Source organism: Anabaena catenula FACHB-362, assembly GCF_014698735.1.
GTDB lineage: Bacteria > Cyanobacteriota > Cyanobacteriia > Cyanobacteriales > Nostocaceae > Anabaena > Anabaena variabilis_A.
On sequence record NZ_JACJTQ010000053.1, the window covers coordinates 15,372 to 34,094 of the forward strand.

At 37.2% G+C, this 18,723-nt stretch carries 19 protein-coding genes; 9 read left to right on the top strand and 10 right to left on the bottom strand.

What is annotated here, in order from left to right; all coding sequences use genetic code 11:
- Window positions 1–105: 105 nt before the first annotated feature.
- A complete protein-coding gene (locus H6G68_RS23140; RefSeq protein ID WP_190908753.1) occupies window positions 106–621 on the top strand; it encodes an Imm42 family immunity protein in 516 nt (171 codons plus the stop codon).
- A 107-nt stretch (window positions 622–728) separates the two neighbouring features.
- On the opposite strand, the gene H6G68_RS23145 is transcribed toward H6G68_RS23140, so the two are convergent.
- The gene (locus tag H6G68_RS23145; RefSeq protein WP_127053666.1) at window positions 729–1,037 is read right to left on the bottom strand and encodes a DUF3067 family protein; all 309 of its coding nucleotides are present in this window, start codon (window positions 1,035–1,037) and stop codon (window positions 729–731) included.
- A 331-nt stretch (window positions 1,038–1,368) separates the two neighbouring features.
- Between H6G68_RS23145 and petC the strand changes: the two genes are divergently transcribed.
- Together petC and petA are read left to right on the top strand one after the other, a co-directional pair.
- Complete coding sequence (petC, locus tag H6G68_RS23150; RefSeq protein ID WP_190908754.1) at window positions 1,369–1,908, top strand: cytochrome b6-f complex iron-sulfur subunit; 540 nt, start codon at window positions 1,369–1,371, stop codon at window positions 1,906–1,908.
- Window positions 1,909–2,108: 200 nt separating this feature from the next.
- Window positions 2,109–3,110 (top strand): cytochrome f, encoded by a 1,002-nt coding sequence (gene petA / locus H6G68_RS23155; RefSeq protein ID WP_190908755.1) that lies wholly within the window; start codon window positions 2,109–2,111, stop codon window positions 3,108–3,110.
- A gap of 349 nt (window positions 3,111–3,459) precedes the next feature.
- On the opposite strand, the gene H6G68_RS23160 is transcribed toward petA, so the two are convergent.
- On the bottom strand, window positions 3,460–4,422 hold the full coding sequence (locus tag H6G68_RS23160) for a ribonuclease Z (protein WP_127053669.1): 963 nt from the start codon (window positions 4,420–4,422) through the stop codon (window positions 3,460–3,462).
- 131 nt (window positions 4,423–4,553) lie between these two features.
- Here H6G68_RS23160 and H6G68_RS23165 point away from each other — a divergent pair, with 131 nt between their 5' ends.
- Window positions 4,554–4,742: a hypothetical protein gene (locus H6G68_RS23165; protein ID WP_206757416.1), complete on the top strand. Its 189-nt coding sequence runs from the start codon at window positions 4,554–4,556 to the stop codon at window positions 4,740–4,742.
- A 421-nt stretch (window positions 4,743–5,163) separates the two neighbouring features.
- Complete coding sequence (locus H6G68_RS23170) at window positions 5,164–5,694, top strand: DM13 domain-containing protein (protein WP_190908757.1); 531 nt, start codon at window positions 5,164–5,166, stop codon at window positions 5,692–5,694.
- 247 nt (window positions 5,695–5,941) lie between these two features.
- Here the strand turns inward: H6G68_RS23170 and H6G68_RS23175 are convergent, their stop codons facing one another.
- The 8 genes from H6G68_RS23175 to H6G68_RS23210 all read right to left on the bottom strand — a co-directional run bounded on the left by H6G68_RS23175 (window position 5,942) and on the right by H6G68_RS23210 (window position 14,572).
- Window positions 5,942–6,895, bottom strand: coding sequence for a sensor histidine kinase (locus tag H6G68_RS23175; protein ID WP_190908758.1), 954 nt, complete (start codon window positions 6,893–6,895; stop codon window positions 5,942–5,944).
- A gap of 45 nt (window positions 6,896–6,940) precedes the next feature.
- Window positions 6,941–7,618: a response regulator gene (locus tag H6G68_RS23180; RefSeq protein ID WP_190908759.1), complete on the bottom strand. Its 678-nt coding sequence runs from the start codon at window positions 7,616–7,618 to the stop codon at window positions 6,941–6,943.
- 276 nt (window positions 7,619–7,894) lie between these two features.
- Window positions 7,895–8,542, bottom strand: coding sequence for a hypothetical protein (locus H6G68_RS23185; protein ID WP_190908760.1), 648 nt, complete (start codon window positions 8,540–8,542; stop codon window positions 7,895–7,897).
- Window positions 8,543–8,677: 135 nt separating this feature from the next.
- Window positions 8,678–10,072, bottom strand: a complete 1,395-nt coding sequence (locus H6G68_RS23190; protein WP_190908761.1) for an HlyD family secretion protein — start codon at window positions 10,070–10,072, stop codon at window positions 8,678–8,680.
- Window positions 10,073–10,095: 23 nt separating this feature from the next.
- Window positions 10,096–12,246: a peptidase domain-containing ABC transporter gene (locus H6G68_RS23195; RefSeq protein WP_190908762.1), complete on the bottom strand. Its 2,151-nt coding sequence runs from the start codon at window positions 12,244–12,246 to the stop codon at window positions 10,096–10,098.
- A 293-nt stretch (window positions 12,247–12,539) separates the two neighbouring features.
- Window positions 12,540–12,773, bottom strand: coding sequence for a hypothetical protein (locus H6G68_RS23200; protein ID WP_190714086.1), 234 nt, complete (start codon window positions 12,771–12,773; stop codon window positions 12,540–12,542).
- A 392-nt stretch (window positions 12,774–13,165) separates the two neighbouring features.
- The gene (locus H6G68_RS23205; protein WP_190908763.1) at window positions 13,166–14,050 is read right to left on the bottom strand and encodes an alpha/beta fold hydrolase; all 885 of its coding nucleotides are present in this window, start codon (window positions 14,048–14,050) and stop codon (window positions 13,166–13,168) included.
- A gap of 33 nt (window positions 14,051–14,083) precedes the next feature.
- Window positions 14,084–14,572, bottom strand: a complete 489-nt coding sequence (locus H6G68_RS23210) for a HugZ family pyridoxamine 5'-phosphate oxidase (RefSeq protein WP_190908764.1) — start codon at window positions 14,570–14,572, stop codon at window positions 14,084–14,086.
- A 62-nt stretch (window positions 14,573–14,634) separates the two neighbouring features.
- Between H6G68_RS23210 and H6G68_RS23215 the strand changes: the two genes are divergently transcribed.
- The 4 genes from H6G68_RS23215 (at window position 14,635) to H6G68_RS23230 (ending at window position 18,271) form a co-directional block, all read left to right on the top strand.
- Entirely contained in the window at window positions 14,635–16,119 is a 1,485-nt protein-coding gene (locus H6G68_RS23215) for a CIA30 family protein (RefSeq protein WP_190908765.1), read from the top strand.
- Between the two features lie 3 nt (window positions 16,120–16,122).
- Entirely contained in the window at window positions 16,123–16,470 is a 348-nt protein-coding gene (locus H6G68_RS23220) for a hypothetical protein (protein ID WP_422596683.1), read from the top strand.
- Between the two features lie 67 nt (window positions 16,471–16,537).
- Entirely contained in the window at window positions 16,538–16,930 is a 393-nt protein-coding gene (locus H6G68_RS23225) for a GFA family protein (protein WP_190908767.1), read from the top strand.
- A 363-nt stretch (window positions 16,931–17,293) separates the two neighbouring features.
- Entirely contained in the window at window positions 17,294–18,271 is a 978-nt protein-coding gene (locus H6G68_RS23230; protein WP_190908768.1) for a DNA-methyltransferase, read from the top strand.
- The last annotated feature ends 452 nt before the right edge of the window (window positions 18,272–18,723 follow it).

The following is an 18,723-nucleotide window of genomic DNA, read 5'->3' on the forward strand; positions in this document are numbered from 1 at the left end:
TAATTTTTTTATAAAACTCAAGATATTCTCTTGTAAAGATTTACATACGGCACTATAAGTAAAAGCTTAAAAAGCCTTGATAGAGATAGAAGTGGAAGATAGTTTATGTTATGGGGGGATAAACAAGAATTAGCTCTAGAGTGCTTGTTAGATCCAAGAGAAAGCGAACTACAAGATTACTTATTTGGACATATTGCTCTTTGGGCTGGAGGATATGCGATAGGAGATTTTTCACTAACAGTGATGCTAAATGTGCCTTACAGTTATTTTAAGTCTTCTTTAACAGAATGTGGAAAAAGGCAAGATTCAAATTTGATGAGAATGACTGCCTTAGAAGTTTGTAAATTTCTTGATTCTGCTCTTTACGGTGATAATCTTGAATCTCATTGGAGTTCAGAAGAACTGGAGAAAAAATATAGAAAATTTTGTATATGTCCAGGTTTTTCTGAAGCATTTGATGGAGAAATGGCTTTCCTGATTGAAGGAGAAAAAGAAGAAAGATTTATCTGGAAAGATTTTCCATCTCAGTCTATTAAGGAAGTCAGATTGAAACCTAAAACCTACAAGTATATTATTGAATCTTTCATTGCTTGGTATTTTAATCTCATCCAGGTGGTCTAAATCTCTGTTACGAATTACCTTAGCGTATAGCTCCTCTGTTAGCGAAGCTCTACCAAAGGGAGCAAGAGGCATTACGAATTACAAATTACGAAGATTGTTATTTAAATTCATAATATCCATTCAGAAGCGCGATCGCCCAAATCTAGGGGGATACTAACAGCTTTACCCAGCCGGGGACGCTCTTTGGTTTGGGCAATAAAAGTTTGTACTTGTATTGTTCCTCCCAAAGCATGGAGATAATTAGCAATACCGTCAATATGCTCTTGGTACTCAGTATCGCTTAAGGGGAATGAAGCTTGCTCAAGGTATTTCCACATGACTTGTAGAAATATCTTCCCCTGTGTCCGGCGTAACTGGATATCGTATGAGTATCCCCACTTATCAATCAACAGTTGACGTAATTCCTTTCCTGTCATATCAATTAAAAATTTGGGATTTGGGATTTGGGATTTGGAATACTTCTGAGCAAGGCTGTTTGATCTCTGGGAAACATCACAGCCTATTCCCTTATGGGATCAGAGGTTTTCTCAATTAGATTTTACATTTAGTTATGATGTTAAGTTCCGTAACTCCAGTATGATAAGGATATAAAGAAATGTAATGCTAACAGAAAAGATGCTAGACAGGTCTTGCAACAAAGAAGTGTGGCATCCCTGGAGGCGTTAGCATTTCGACTCAGGCAAGAATTGTTTAAGTACTAGCAAGCTTGTCAAAATGTTAAAAAAATTACACAATTGCGCGTAGATTATGGCTCAATTTTCTGAATCAGTGGACGTTCCTGATATGGGGCGTCGTCAATTCATGAACCTGCTTACTTTTGGAACTGTGACAGGAGTGGCTTTGGGAGCATTATATCCCGTGGTCAACTACTTTATTCCCCCTGCTAGTGGTGGCGCTGGCGGTGGTACAACAGCAAAAGATGAACTGGGTAACAACGTTAAAGTTAGTCAATTTCTTTCTAGCCATAATGTAGGCGATCGCACTCTAGTTCAAGGACTCAAAGGCGACCCCACCTATATTGTCGTTGAAAGCAAAGAAGCGATCGCTGATTACGGTATTAACGCCATCTGCACTCACCTGGGTTGTGTAGTCCCCTGGAACGTAGCTGAGAACAAGTTTAAATGCCCTTGTCATGGTTCCCAGTACGATGCAACTGGTAAAGTTGTTCGGGGGCCTGCACCCAAGTCTTTGGCTTTGGCTCACACCACAGTTAATGACGACCAAATCGTTTTGACCCCTTGGACAGAAACTGACTTCCGCACCGGAGAACCCGCTTGGTGGTCTTAAACAGTTCTGAGTAAAGAGTACCGAGTATTGAGTACCGAGTACCGAGTACTGGGTGTTGAGTATTGAGTATTGAGTTATTAGTCTGAAGTCAACAGTCCAGAATTTTTAATCAACTCTTGACCAATGACCAATGACCAATGACCAATGACCAATGACCAATGACTAATGACCAATGACCACTGACTAATGACTTTATAGAGATGAGAAACGCCTGTACACCTGCGAGGTTAACTCGTACTGCTAAAGCAATGATTAACTCATTGCTGATAGCGATCGCTACCCTGACTTTTTTCTTCACCAGCGATTTAGCCCTACCCCAAACCGCTGCTGCTTATCCCTTCTGGGCGCAAGCTGCCTATCCTGAAACCCCCCGCGAACCAACAGGGCGGATTGTTTGCGCTAACTGTCACCTAGCAGCCAAACCCACAGAAGTGGAAGTACCCCAATCGGTATTACCTGACACCGTATTTAAAGCGATTGTCAAAATTCCCTACGACACCAGCGCGCAGCAAGTGGGTGCTGATGGTTCTAAAGTCGGCTTGAATGTTGGTGCTGTATTAATGTTGCCTCAAGGCTTCAAAATTGCGCCTGAAGACCGCATTTCTGAAGAACTGAAGGAAGAAGTAGGCGATGTTTACTTCCAACCCTACGGTGAAGAAAAAGACAATATTGTCATCGTTGGACCATTACCAGGCGAACAATATCAGGAGATCGTCTTCCCTGTTCTTTCACCTAACCCCGCAACCGACAAGAGTATCCACTTCGGCAAATATTCCGTTCATGTAGGCGGAAACCGGGGACGTGGACAAGTTTACCCTACAGGTGAAAAGAGCAATAATAACGTTTACAACGCTTCTGCTGCTGGCACAATTAGCAAGATTGCCAAAGAAGAAGGTGAAGACGGTAACGTTAAATATGTAGTCAGCATCAAAACTGAAGCTGGTGAAGTTGTTAATGATACAGTTCCCGCAGGCCCAGACCTGATTGTTTCTGAAGGACAAACAATTGCATCTGGTGATGCTTTGACCAGTAACCCTAACGTCGGTGGTTTCGGTCAAAAAGATGCAGAAATCGTCCTACAAGACAGTTCCAGAGTGTCATGGTTAGTTGCTTTCATCTGTTTGGTGATGTTAGCACAAGTGATGTTGGTACTGAAGAAGAAGCAGGTGGAAAAAGTCCAAGCTGCTGAAATGAATTTCTAAAATTCTCTGCTAAATAATTAATTCTCGGACAGGTATTATACCTGTCTTTTTTTTATTTCTGCCAGTAAGGAAATGATAAATTACAGCCGTTTTCAACTATTTAAACCACACATTGATTCCTTTCTTCCTTTGCGCCTAACGCACTTCGTGCTAAAGCCTACGGCTCCCTTCAGGGATACGCTTCGCTGATGTTCCTCTGCGCCTGGAGCGCGAAACAAAAACTGTGGTTCATTTACCTAAAAATAGCTGTAAGTACCTCAGCAAAATTAATGATACATTTTGCCAAAAAATAAAAATCTCTGTATTCCCTATTCCCTAAATATGCAATTTATTTTGCACGACTAATTAATCAATTATGAATTGTACTTTTTGAGTCAATTTCCCGCCGTCTGGGTACGTCATAGATCATAAAATCATGAGCCATTTCCGTTTTCGGAAAAATAGCACGAGCTTCTCGAAGTAAATCTTTTAACTCAATGTCATTTCCTGGCGCATAGCGGGGACTAAAATGAGTCATAAGTAATCGATTTACCCCGGCTGCATAAGCTGTTTGTGCTGCCATTGTGGTTGTAGAATGCAATCTTTGAAAAGCCATATCTGCATCTTGATGAGCAAAGGTAGCTTCATGAATTAACACATCCGCATCTTGTGCTAATTGCACCGCACCCTCACAATAAATTGTGTCTGTACAATAGGCCATTTTCCGGCCAATTTCCGTATTTCCACACAATTGGTCGCCATGAATCACTCGTCCATCTGCAAGGGTGACTGTTTCACCGCGCTTGAGTTTCCCGTAAATGGGGCCGGAAGGGATTTGCAATTCCTTAGCCTTTTCGACATCAAAACGTCCTGGTCGATCTTTTTCGGCTACGCGATAACCAAAAGCTGTAATGCGGTGATGCAAAAGACCACAACTAACGATAAACTCATCGTCTTCATAAATTACCCCAGGATGGACTGTATGTACCTTGACTGGGTAAGAAAAGTGGGTGTGGGAATAACGTAAAGCCGCTTGCAGGTATTCATTTAACCCAGATGGGCCATAGATATCAACTCGTTTTACATTACCAGCTAAACCGCAACTGGCAAGCAGTCCCATCAAGCCAAAGATGTGATCACCGTGCATATGGGTGATAAAAATTCGGGAGAGTTGGCTAATTTTCAGGTCACTTCGCAAAATTTGATGCTGAGTACCTTCACCGCAGTCGAATAACCACAGTTCTGCCCGTTGCGGTAATCTCAGTGCGACACTGGAAACATTACGTGATCTTGTAGGTACTCCGGAACTCGTCCCTAAAAATGTTATCTGCACAGCGTTTTTTAGCCTTTCTCTTGCTCAATATGAGGATTCATTCCCTATAGTGACATGGTTGTTGAGCAAATATACGTTCACCAATAAGCCACCTGAGAAGGGGCAAAATGCCAAAATATTATAATTTCTCCATGATAACAATACCTTCGCCAAAAAAAGAGGATGAAGAGAGAGGATGGATTGCGATCGCACAACCGCCCATTGTAGGCGATCGCTCTTCCCAATCATCAAAAAACCTGAAATGTTTATATCGTAATGATTTCAGGCTACTTTATCTCAATTTATTTTGCACCAGGATTAAGCCTGAAGCACAATTATAGTTGTAAATAATCCTGGTTGGAAACAACGATAATTAAAGGCTTGGGGATTTATCATTGCATATAACTACAGGTAATGGCAAGTCCTAACCTGATACCGTTTAGTTATAACAAAGCTTTATATCTTTTTTACATTTACAGGACTTACGCAAAACCGAGCGAATGTAGTGGTAATTCATGAATTACCACTACGCAAGAATCAGGTTTTCAGTTACATCTTGTGTAAGTCTTAATTTAATGACTCATAACCTAAAAATTTAAATTTTGCTGAGAAATCTGTAAGAACTTTCTCAGTAAAATATCAGTTTTTCAGATATCAATCCTTATGTATCTATAATCTTGAGATTAATTATTTAAGCAACAATCAGTTTAAAGTTCAAGCTAAGAGCTATATTGCTGATTGAGAAATTGAGGAATTGAAATTATGAACTTAAGAAATTTATTCATACTGGGCTTGTCTTCTCTTGTTATGGTTGGCTGCGTCCGCGAAGTATCAAATAACCAGGTTAATGAAAGTCCTATAGCTGTGAATGCATCTGTTCCCGTGTCTTCAACTCAGGCTCAACCTTTAGCCCAGTCAGCACAATCTCCAAATTCAACTGCTATTAAGTCAGGCACATTTGTTTCAGGAGAACATACAACTCAAGGGAAAGTTCGTATTACTACTAAAAATGGTAAATCATTTCTAGAGCTTGAGAAATCATTTAAAACCTCTGAATCAGGACCAGATTTAGTAGTAATTTTGCATCGTTCAGGTAACGTAATTAATTCAACTAAGCCACCATCCTATCCCTTAAAAAAGGGAGACTACATTGTCCTTGCTCCCTTACAAAAATATAGTGGCGCTCAAACATATTCCATTCCTCAAAACATCAATTTAGGAGACTACAAATCTGCTGCTATCTGGTGTCGCAAGTTTAATGCTACTTTTGGCGCTGCTAATTTTAGCAGTTAAAAGTTAATCAGAAATTAACTACAATTCACAAAGAGAAACTTTATGAAATTAGATAGTAAAGTTGCTCTATTTTTTTTTGTAAAGGTATTGTGATAACTCACAATATACAGCAGAATTCAGGAGTCAGGAGTCAGGAGTCAGGAGTCAGGAGTCAGGAGTAAAACTGGCGAATGTGTATAGGTTTGAATTTAGATGTTGTACCTCCTAACTACGCAAACTGCTGGATCAAAAATGACCCACTCTGCTTTTAGCAATCTGGAATTATGAAAAAATTTGTCTCATTCCAAGATAGTTCACAAATAGTTCCCTGAGGAGAAAGGGAAACCCGTCGAAATTTACCTTTAATTTGTCGTGCTAAATGTTTAAACTGTTGCGTTCCCCGACCTTCTCTGGAAGAGTTAACTCCCAAACCATCATCTATAATGCTTAGTGTGTAGCAGCCCGCAGAAGAAGAAGAAGTCACTTGGAGACAGGTGGCTCCTACAGCGTGTTTGCCCACATTACACAAAGCTTCTTCCAGAAATCGGCACAGTCCTCGCTTATTTTCAAGGGTCAAATTTCTTTCATCTATAGGTTCAAAGGTGCGTATTTTCAGCTTGAGGGTTTTAAAGCAAGGAAAATCTCGCTCCAAGGTATAGCTATAAACTTGATAGAGAATTTCATGGAGAGGGTCTTGTAAATTTATGATTATACTGTTTCCTAAGTAAAGGCTAGGTTCACAGGTGAGAGTTTCCTGTTGCCAAAACTCATAAATTCCTCGGATCTCTTGGTTTAATTTATGTAGTTCTTTTTCCAGTTCAGGTAGCAATTTGTGAATTGGTAAATCTTTTCCTTTCACTAGTCTCAAAACCCTATCTAGGTTTTGAAGTGGTCCATTGTGAATTGTTTCAAATGTAATTTCAATGATAGTTTGTCTAGCTTTAATTCCTGACCTAACAGCTTGATCATATTGATAAAAAGCTGTGATGGCTATAGAATTGATCACAAAAATTAAACTGGCTGGAAATATTGAAACCAAAATACTCTCATTTAAAAGTAAATGCCCAATGCTAATTAGACTAGAGGTGGCGATACTAATAACTATAATACTTTCTAGTGGAGATTTTGTCAGTCTAGCACTAGCTATGTCTAAAATACACCACCAGAAAATCCAAATATATTCCCATCGCTCTTTAAGTGTTTTACCAACTTTCACCTGCATAAGCTTTATATCTAGTCTGAAGATTTAATTATTTGATATTGATAATTAATCAATTAAGCCTTTTTCTCTTGCTTGCATTTCAGTTTGAATACGGATATTTTTCCCTTCTTCAGGGTAAACATTTAATGCATCTTGTAACTTACTCCAATAATGACGTACCATACGTTCAGATATACACATCTTTTCAGCTATTGATTTATCTTGTAATCCTTCCTCAAATGCTAGAGTCAGTACCTTCAGCCACTCTGGTTTAACCTCTAATCCTGAGTGAATTCTGCTGATATCTTTTGTATGAGTTAATCCCTGTAATGCCCAATCAACTCTTGTTAACATTTCCTGGGTAGAAAGACTTTTATCAGCAATAGTAAATCCTCCTTTATGACTATCAATATCTAGCCGAATACGTATCAATGTTCTCACATGAGCGCTTTGGACAACAATATTCAAATGGGGATATTTTTCCATCAAAATTTTCAGAAGTTTAATACCGTTATCCGGTCGTGCATTCATTCCCAGACCTTCTGGAATGGAAAGATCCATAACTATTAGATCAGGTTGTAAGCTAGTAACTTGCTCAAGAGTATTATTAGCATTTGTAGCAGTTATAAACTCAGCCCTAGGATAGTTTTTTCGCAAGATATCAACTGTCCCACTTAAAACTGATTCATGGTCATCAACAACGATAATTTTCAGCAATTCCTTTGCTGATAAAAGTTGTTTCATATTTAACAAACACCCTGATAAAGAAACACACCAGTATTGTTTAATTGACCATTATGAATATCAATTAATTAGATTCTACTAGATTTTATTACTTCTAGTTGATAGACTATGAGGTGTATGACCCTGAACTTATAAGTTAGCCCTAATAAACGTTTTAATTACTACCTTACTTTTCTAAAAATCAAATATTTTTAGTTAGAATTAGTTGAGTATTTATCATATATTTCACTGATAGAACATCTGGTATACTGTTAGTTAATTAGTCATGTAAAATACTTACCAATAAAAATGCCAAAATGACCGGAGATTCCTGTGATAGTACAAGCATCTACCGGATATTGAAAACTTAAAGATATGGTAAAGATATTCTAATTCGGGTAACTGGGAATGAAAAATAAGAGTAGATATATCAGGATAGGAAATTTTCACCACTAATTGCCCCATATTTCCTATCTGTTTTAATTTAATATAGAGAGAAACAGCGATTAAAAGTTCAGCTTCTGGTAAAGCTATTATCAGTAATTCTTCTAAAACTCTTAAAATTATTAAGCTGCATTCAGTGGGTTCATACCGCCAGTAATCTGGCATATCAAGATGAAAATATAAATGGGGATGGGAAGATAGCCAAGGTTGTAACGAGTACTCAATAGATAAAGGTAAGCTATCTTGAATAAATGTTGGACATAAGCGATCGCTCAATTGTACTAAAGAGTGATGAAAATTATCAACTTTTTTGAGACACTCTTGAATTCCATCGATTGACAAACTAAAATTATCTATCGTCAATACATCTAAACTGCGACGTATAGTGAAAGATTCTTGTAATAAGCCATCTCGGATTTTTTCGGCTTCCAAAAATAGTTTTATAGATTGTCTATAAGACCACCACTGTAATGCTTTTTGAATCATTAGTTCAGATGTCATAAACTTGACAATGGTTATGACTTGAATAATTGAATATTAATTTATTTACTCACATCTAACACCTTTTTTTACTGGTTGTTTAACCTAAAAAATCTATTTGTATTGGATTTCACAATACATAACATTGATAATTACTTATAAATCAGTAATTAACCTTGCCTTTCTCAGGATAAATTTCAATGCAGTTTCTTCTCTAGAAATAATGTCAGCTTTTACTTCCATTCCTGATTGAATATGACATTGATGATGTGTAGTACCAAATTCAAGTCTTTCAGGTTGAATAGTTGCTTCAAAGTAGCTGCTAGTAGTCGTTGGGTTGGTATTATTACCTTGAGTTGTGATTACGTCTGGAGAAATGGCTTTGACAACACCTTTAAGAGTGCCATAATCTGGATAGGGACAGGCATCAAAACGCAGTTGCACTTCTTGATTTACAGCAACCTTTTGAATGTCAGCCGTAGGAATCATAGCTTTAATCACTAAAGAAGCATTATTAGGAACAATTTCAGCAATAGATTCGCTAGTACGGACTACTTGACCAGAGTTTCGCAAATTCAGCTTGAAAATGATCCCGTTACTAGTGGCAATAATAATACTTTTTTTTAGTTGCTTTTCTAGTTGCTGGAGTTCTTTTTGAGATTGATTGAGTTGGGTTAGCAATTCAACGCGTCTCTCAATTAATGCTTGTTTTTCTTTCTTTAAACTAGAGATACTACCTTGACCTTTCGCAGTTTCTTGGGCGATACGTTCTTGTGCTATCCTCATCATTGCTGTAGTTGGATTAACAGCAACCTTAGCTGATTTAACTTTGATTGCAGCTATTTCAAAAGATCTTTTTACTGCTTGCAGCGTTAATTGTGACTGCTTAACAACTAGTAGTTTCTGTTCAAATTCTCGCCGCCCAATAGCTCCAATTTCTGACAATTGCTCATAGCGATCGCTATCTATCTGGGCAAATGCTAAATCAGCTTCAGCCTTTTCTAAATCTGTCTTGGCTTTTTGCAAACTTGCCTGCGATGAAAGAAATTCATTTTGAGTATTAATTTGCTTTTCTTGATATTCCCGTTCGTTGCGTAACAAATCGACTTCTGCCGAAGCAATAGTCCGTTCTATAACTGTTTGTTCTGCTAAAATCTGACTATCTAAAATACGGATCTGGGCATCAATTTGGATTGTTTGCAATTTCCGTTGTTGTATATTAATTTGTAATTGACTCTTTTTGATTAGCAATTCATCCGTATCAAGATTGGCAATGACATCTCCCATTTTAACTACCTGATTTTCTTTAACCAAAATATTTTTAATAGCGCCTTCTATTTCTGGTTGTACCACACGAACTTCACCTGTAGGACGGACAGTTGCAGCAGCTTTAACTGTGACATTATATTTGACCCATGAAGAGAGGGTAATTCCAGTAACAACAGTGCTAAGGAGGAAAATTCCCGCCAAAGATGTCCAAAAACTAATAGGAGGGAGAAAGTCATTATTTTCCCATGAAGAGATAACTTTCTCATTGTGATTATAGCTCATAATTACCTGATTATTATCAATAATTATGGAATTAAAAAATCTAAATGATCACCAGGTTTTGTTTTTAAATCCTCCAAAATTCCTTCTAGTTTTAATTTGCCCTGATCTAGTAAAACTATCCAATCTGCACGATTAATTACCTTAGGACGGTGAGTAATTAAAATAGTTGTTTTCCCTTGGCGATGCTTAAATAATTGATCCAAAACTTGTGTCTCACTCACAGGGTCAAGTCCACCAGTAGATTCATCTAAAATCAAAATTGGTGGATCTGTAACTATGGCTCGCGCTATTGCTAATCTTTGACGTTGACCACCAGAAATATTAGCGCCAAATTCGCCTAAAATAGTTTGATACTTTTCAGGAAGTTTACTGATAAATTCATCAGCACCAGAAATTTGACAAGCTCTCACAATTTGCTCAAATGTAACGTATGGCGCTCCTAAACGGAAATTTTCTATAATAGAACGACTCCAAAAATGAGCATCTTGGGGAACAAGAACTACCTGTTGACGGAGACATTCTAAAGACAGGTCTTGTAGATTATAAAGTCCAATGCGGATATTGCCAGATTGGAGTTGATATAATCCAGAAATTAATTTTGCTAGGGTACTTTTACCACATCCAGATTTACCAATAATTGCAACAACTTTACCTCCAGGAATTGTTAAATAAAAGTCTTCTAATAAGTCAATTCGACCAGCATAATGAAAGTTGACATTTGTACAAATTATGTCAGCAGCTTCGGGAATGTGAGCAAAAGGCTTTTTCCCATCACCTTCATTTTCTGGAGTGGCATCTATAACTTCTGTTAGTCGTTGTATGGCTGTTTTCGCACGAGTAAATTCTTCAACAAAACTGATAACGGTGCTAATTAATGCCAAGAAATTACCATTCATCGAGCTAAATGCTAGAAGCTGCCCGATGCTTAAATATTCAGATGGATTAATCACTAAATTGCCACCAAACCAAAGTAAAATAATACTCCCAATAGACGAGACAAAGCCAGAAAAAGTATTATTAATAATTCCAATCTGGATGGTGCGGAATGTAAGATTAGCAAGACGACCAAATCTACTTTCTAATTCATCCCAAAATTGCGGTGCAGATGTAGTTGTTTTGAGAGTCAGAGCGCCTTTAAAGGTTTCTACTAAAACGCCCTGTGTTTCTGCTTCTGTAACTAAAACTTCACTAGTTTTTTGTCGCAAACTTGGCTGAAATATAACTGTAGATATGGTCATAACTATAGCTATAAATATAGCCAAGACGCTAAGTTTCCAGCTATAAAAAATCATGAACCCTAGAGAAATCAGCGCAATAAAAAATTTGCTTGGTAGACTGATTATTAGATGAGAAACCAACTGATTAATTTGCTCTATATCTTGCAAACGACTAACGATTTCGCCACTACGCCGGGCTTCATAATAACTTAGAGGTAAGTGGAGAATTTGCCGCCCAAATTCCATAACTAGCCCTAATTGTAGGCGTTGGGCAAAGTGAGCAATTAAGTTAGATTGGATAAATGCAAGGCTACTAGAAATCAAATTCATCACTATTACAGAAATTACCACAGTAGTGAGTAATTTTGTATCGCCTCGAATCAGCACATCATCTGTGAGAATTTGCAGTAAGAAAGGGGAGGCTAAAGATAATAAACCTAATATTAAATTGATGGGTAAGGCTTGAAATAAAATGGCGCGATAAATCCAGACGCGTTTAAAAAAGCGCCAAAAGCCACCAACTTTATCATCTTTTTGGGCAAGAAATCGGGTAGGATCTGGTTCAATTAACAGCAACAACCAATCTGTCCAACCTTCTGCTAAATCTTTCTGAGAAAGATAACGGACACCTACAGCGGGATCAGCAATTAGAAAATTTTTGCCTTTCTTACCGTATAAAATAACCCAGTGATTCCCCTTCCAGTGAATAATTGCTGGTAGTGGTGCTTCATTAATTCGGTCGAGAATTTCTGGTGAAGTTTTTACTGGTTTGGCATTGAAACCCAGTGTTTCTGCTCCCCGTCTTAAACCCAATAAAGTGGTTCCAAATTGCCCAGTTCCTACGGCTTCACGGATGTGGTTGAGAGTAAAAGTATGCCCATAATATTTGGCAATAGCAGCAAGACAAGCTGCTCCACAATCCTCTTCACTATGCTGTTTAACGAACTGGTATTTCATCAGCAAATCACCCTAGAAAATAAGAAATAGAATAGGAATAGGATTTCAATATTTTGGACTATTTCTGGAAATATCCTCTCTTGGCGTTAGGATAAAAACTTAGCAAATTAATACAAACTTGGGTATATATATGTTTTAAATAAGATTCTAGAGTTTAACTCTAATTCATTGTTTTTAAGAGAGAAAAAGAGAAAACTCTAGAACCTTTAATCAGGCAATTATAGCAATCCTATTTGAATCGATATTTGGCTTGAAGACTGAGTTAGGATCGCTATATATATATTATGAGAAGATTACCAGCCGAAGTACAAATTGTAGTTGTAGATATCGTCTCCAGCAATTTGACCTTTATTTAGCCCACTATTAACCTGGGTATTAACACCACCAAAAATCTTATCGATTTCTAGTTCTTTCACTTTTACATCGATGTCATTATTGAAATCGAACTTCTTCTTGAAGAAACTAAAACCACCAGCTACGATTTCTTGTTGTTCAACTGGGACTTCGGTAAATAGTAAGTTAGACATGATAGAATCTCCTTGATCTGATTTATTGCTTGGAGTTGATTTAGTTTTGCGTGCTGCTCAACCCCTCGCTTGTTAATAGAATATCGACAACCAACCTTTGGAGTCATGCTCAATTCATGCAAACTTAATTACCAGATTTAGAAATATATATTTCATATTTACGTCAATGCTATTTCCGAAAAATACACGCTCCAATTACGCCTAATTATGTCAATATAATAAATATGAAAATTGAATTAAAAAAATCGCTGTTATAGCGATTATCGTTTTTATGCCAAATTAAGTAGGGGTAATGCAATATTTATTTGTGTCAATTTAAGAGGATATTGGGAAAGTCATAAAGTTTACTCATAACTCTCTCCTTATAGAGGAGAAATTTGTATCCACAATATCTAAAGATACTTTTGTAATAGACCTATTACAACTTCTGGTGTTTCTAGATGTGATAAAATTCCTGTGTGATCGATCGCTTGAAAATCTTGAATTGCGCTTTTATTTAAACTAGCCAAACGTCGTCCCAACTTGATATTAGTAAATTGTGCATCTTCACCCCAAAATATCACAGTAGGAATTTTGAGTTGCTGAATATATAAACTCAAATCAAAATAAAGATCGCCCCGTAAAAATGCTAAAGCAGCAAATTTTGCATTTGGTTGTTGTGCAGAAGTTAAATAAGCATCTACTATTTCTTGAGTAAGTTTTTCTGGGTTTGTAAAGAGAAAACTTTGCAAAAAATTTCTCACTGCAATTTCATTTTCTGCACCTAAAGCATAGATTAAATTATCCAAAAAAGGCATATTGATAACCGAAAGTGGTAATCTACGTCCAGCACCCTGGCCAAAGTCATCAAACCCAGAGGGACAAACTAAAAACAGTTCTTTGAATAAATCAGGCTGATTAATAGCAAGACGAATAGTAAAAGCAGCAGTTAAAGAAGAAGCTATTACTGTTACTGGTTCGTGACAAGTTTGGGTGATAAACTCAGTAATAGTAGTTAGGTAATCTTGAATTTGGTAATCTCGCACTGGATGAGCAGATTCTCCCCAACCAATTAAATCCGGGGCTAAAATGCGATATTCAGAGGCAAATGCAGGGTAAACTTTAGACCATTCGTAAGCAGATGCACCACCACCAAAGTTATGTAAAAACAATAGCGGAGGTAATTCTTGAATGTCAACAATCTCCCAAGGTGCGCTGGTTTGGGTATAGTAAACCATTGCTCCCAAAGATGTATTGATAACTTTTTGTCCAAAACCAGGAGGTTGAAACTGAAGCATATAAATTATGAATTACAAATTATGAATTATGAATTATTCTGTTATCAACGTAAGTTGATTGAGGTTATCACCACTGATATGGTAAGCTGCTCCAAAGCCAATTACAAATCTTCCTTCAGTTGGAATTAGTTGGAAAATCCGAAAATCAGGTAAGCTGCGTAACATTTCAATAATTTCTCCAAAACGCCCTTGAAATTGTTCAACAATTTGATTCCATTGATCAGTTTCTCTCTCTAGTAAAGTTGCAGTGCAATCAAAAGTTAAACGACGACGGGCAAATATTTGTTTAGTTTTAGCTTCATCCTCAATAAATAAAATACTCACATGAGGATTAGCATAAATATTTTTGGTGTGGGTAGAAAGACCACTAACGTAGATGTAGATATTTTTAGCATCATCTACGACGAAAGGAGTATAACTTGCGTTAGGGATTCCCTGTTCGTTAACAGTACTAATGATGATACTTTCAAATTCTTCGGTAAATTTTTCATACTCAGCTTGAGCTTTTTCGATTTTACTCATCTGTTTATTTACTTGGTAAGATTTTATTAGCTATTATAAAATAAAATGGTGATAATGCAATTGTGACTGATCAAAATCGTTCTCAATGGGATTTATGTAGGTTTATCAAAACCTTGACCTACTTTGAGGTATTTCCTGTTCTTAACTGGGTACAGCAGTTAATTCAAGGTCGTTCCCAAGATAATCAAGATAAACCAAATGGGGTAAGAAATATGGGTGTAATTCTGGTAGCGGGTGCGACTGGTGGTGTTGGTAAACGAGTAGTCAGGCGATTGCGGGAACAGGGGTATAAATTCCGCTGTCTAGTGCGAGATATTGAAAAAGCTAGGCTAGTTTTAGGTAACGATGTTGACTTAGTAGATGGGGATATTACTATACCTGAAACTCTGAATAGCTTGGTAATGGGTAATGTGGAAGCTGTAATTTGTTGTACTTCTGTGCGGGTACAACCCGTGGAGGGAGACACAGCAGATAGAGCCAAATACTATCAAGGTATTAAATTTTACTTACCAGAAATTGTTGGTGACACACCAGAAAATGTCGAATATCGTGGTGTGAAAAATTTAGTTGAAGCAGCAAAAAAATATCTACCTACCGCAGGTGAAAGATTCATATTTGATTTTACTAAACCAACAGATGAATTAAAAAATATCTGGGGTGCGCTCGATGATGTTGTCATGGGTGGTGTGAGTGCAAGTAGTTTCCAAATATTAGAAAATACAGCTTTATTTGCTGGTAATGTTTCCACTGCTAACTCTGGGGGATTTGCTTCTGTCAGAACAAAAAACTTTTCTCCACCCTTTGATTTATCTGGTTATGAAGGTGTTAAATTGCGAGTCAAAGGTGACGGACAGCGTTATAAAATCTTTTTGCGGACAGAATCAACTTGGGATGGTGTTGGTTACAGCTATTCTTTCGATACGGTAGCTAATACTTGGATAGATATTACTATTCCATTTGCAAATTTAGTTCCTGTATTCCGAGCCAAAATTGTGAAAGATTCTCCCAAAATTGATTCTAGCAAAGTTTGCTCATTTCAATTGATGTTGAGCAAGTTTGAATATGATGGAGCTTTAAATCCTAAGTTTACCGCTGGTGGTTTTGCGCTGCAACTAGAATCGATTAAAGCTTATGGTGGTGAAAGTTTACCCCAATTTGTTCTGATTAGTTCTGCTGGGGTAACTCGTCCCGGAAGACCAGGAATTAATTTAGATGAAGAACCACCAGCGGTCAGATTAAATGACCAATTGGGAGGAATTTTGACTTGGAAGTTGAAAGGTGAAGATAGTTTAAGAACAAGTGGAATTCCTTACACAATTATTCGACCTTGTGCTTTAACTGAAGATGCTGGAGGTAAAGAGTTTATATTTGAGCAAGGTGATAATATTCGTGGAAAAATCAGCCGTGAGGATATTGCCGAACTTTGTATTCAATCAATACAAAAAACCAAAGCTAGTAACCTCACATTTGAAGTAAAAGAGGGATCAAATACAGCTAATTCTCTTAATTTACAGGAGCTTTTTTCTAAATTACAACCTGACAAATAAATGTTGATTAGAAGATTATTATTCTCTGTCATTTTAGTGATGATTATTGGTAGTAGTTTCTTCTCAAAGACGGCTTCATCACAGCAAGTAGATTTCCGGGTTAATAATTTGGAGTCTGATATGCGTCGTCTAGAGTTGCGGTTAAACCAGATTGAGTTATTACTCAGTCAAAACCGCCAATTTTCATCTCCCAAGATCACACCTACTCCGTCACCTTCCACAGGCACTAGACGCACTTTATCACAATCAGAACGTGATAAAATGTTTGATAGACTATCAACTTTAGTGGTTGAATTGAAGCAACAAGTTAATCAATTAACAACGCGAGTTAGTAAACTTGAATCACGCTGAAAAACTTAACCCCCTTCCCTCGTAGGGTTGGGGGCTAAATCTGGAATATATAAATAAGGTAATGAAGATGACAAAAAATATTAATGAAATTGCTACTTATGAAGGTGGGTGTCACTGTGGTGCGGTACGCTTTAAAGTGATGGTTGATGAACACAAGGTTGATGATTGTAATTGTTCTATTTGTAGTAAAAAGGGATTTTTACATTTAATTGTACCGCGAGAAAAGTTTATTTTGTTGCAAGGTGATGATGTGTTGAAAACCTACACATTTAATACGGGAGTTGCACAACATAAATTTTGTGGTATTTGTGGAATTCATTCTTTTTATATTCCTCGCAGTCATCCTGATTGTATTGATGTGAATGTGCGCTGTTTAGATGGGAATGTAATAGGTAATTTTGAGATTGTGCCGTTTGATGGTGCTAATTGGGAGGATAATATTCATAAGTTGGTTAATTAATTGTAAGCTGTTTTGTTCTCGTTCCCAGTCTCTGACTGGGAATGCTATCATGGAGGCTCTGACTCTATTTAGGACTTACGCAAAACATGGCCAAAGTAGGGGTAATTCATGAATTACCCCTACGCAAGAATAAGGGTTGCGATAACATCGTGCGTAAGTCCTATATTATTACTAAAGGCAGAGCCTTCTAGAATTCATTCCCATACAGAGTATGAGAACGAGGAATGAACGAGAAGCATAGGAATGAAAAAAGGCAGAGCCTTCTAGAATTCATTCCCATACAGAGTATGGGAACGAGAAAAAAGTTCTAAAAACATCCAAATTATTGTAGACTTTGAAAGAATAAAATAGCTCTGGTTTAAAATGTTATCTACTTTGTTGGGAACACCTTTATATAATACAAATTATGGTTCTGCTTATATTGGAAATGCTTTGGAATTATTAGAACACCTGGAAAGTGACTCAATTGATTTGGTAATGACTTCTCCCCCTTTTGCATTACAACGGGAAAAAGATTATGGGAATGTGGAACAAAAAGATTATGTAGATTGGTTGTTTGGTTTCTGCAAAAAGGTGTATCGGGTGCTGAAACCTGAAGGAAGTTTTGTAATTGATTTGGGGGGAGCTTATAAAAGTAAACGTCCTGTGCGCTCACTTTATAATTATCGCATCTTAATTAAGTTATGTGATGAGCTTGATTTTCGTTTAGCGGAGGAGTTCTTTTGGTACAATCCTTCTAAATTACCTTCTCCAATTGAATGGGTAAATAAACGTAAAATACGTGCAAAGGATTCTGTAAATACTATTTGGTGGTTATCTAAAACTGATTTTCCTAAAGCTAATGTTAGTAAGGTTCTTGTTCCTTATTCTGAACGTATGAAAAAGCTGCAAGCTAATCCTGAAAAATATTATCAACCAAAAGCACGTCCTTCTGGACATGATATTAGTTCTGCTTTTGCGAATAATAATGGCGGTGCAATTCCTTCTAATTTATTACAAATTCCTAATACAGAAAGTAATTCTCGATATATGCAACTTTGCAAAGCTGCGGGAATTGCGACACATCCTGCACGATTTCCACAAAAATTACCTGCATTTTTTATTGATTTTCTCACGGAACCAGGAGATATAGTTCTTGATATATTTGCAGGTTCTAATACTACTGGTGCGGCTGCGGAAGCTGTCGAGCGAAATTGGCTGGCTTTTGAGCAGAATCCTGCTTATTTAGCTGCTTCTGCGTTTAGATTTATGGATGTTAATCAAGGTGTAGATGAGGCTGCAAAAATATTTCAGAAGCTTCTATTAATGCCAGAAAATGAACATATTAAAATTAGATATTGATTGCATTTGAATATCAAAACCTCTCTCCTATTAGGAAAGAGGTTTATATGTTACTATTGCGATTCTAAATGAGTTATGAACACATATTTTCAAGTCAATACTTGTCAGTTAAGCGAAAAAAATAAAATTGCGTAGGTAGCCATCGCCTTGGACGGGTTTCCCGGCTTGTGGCGAATGGCGTTTGACTGAAGGAAACCCAACATTTACGGACGTTTGTTGGGTTGCGCTATCGCTTAACCCAACCTACAAAAATTCTTAACCGAACAGTATTGATTTTAAAGTGGATGTTGGGTTACGACGCAGTTTTAGATTTATCTGTGAGCTTTATAAGTTAATTGCCGCGTCTAACCCAACCTTGTATCTTAGAGGTATGTTAGAGGAAGTGGTAGACCGTCCCAACCTTGGTTTTAAAAGACCGCTTTGTAGCAAGGGTCACCACAACAATCTCCATG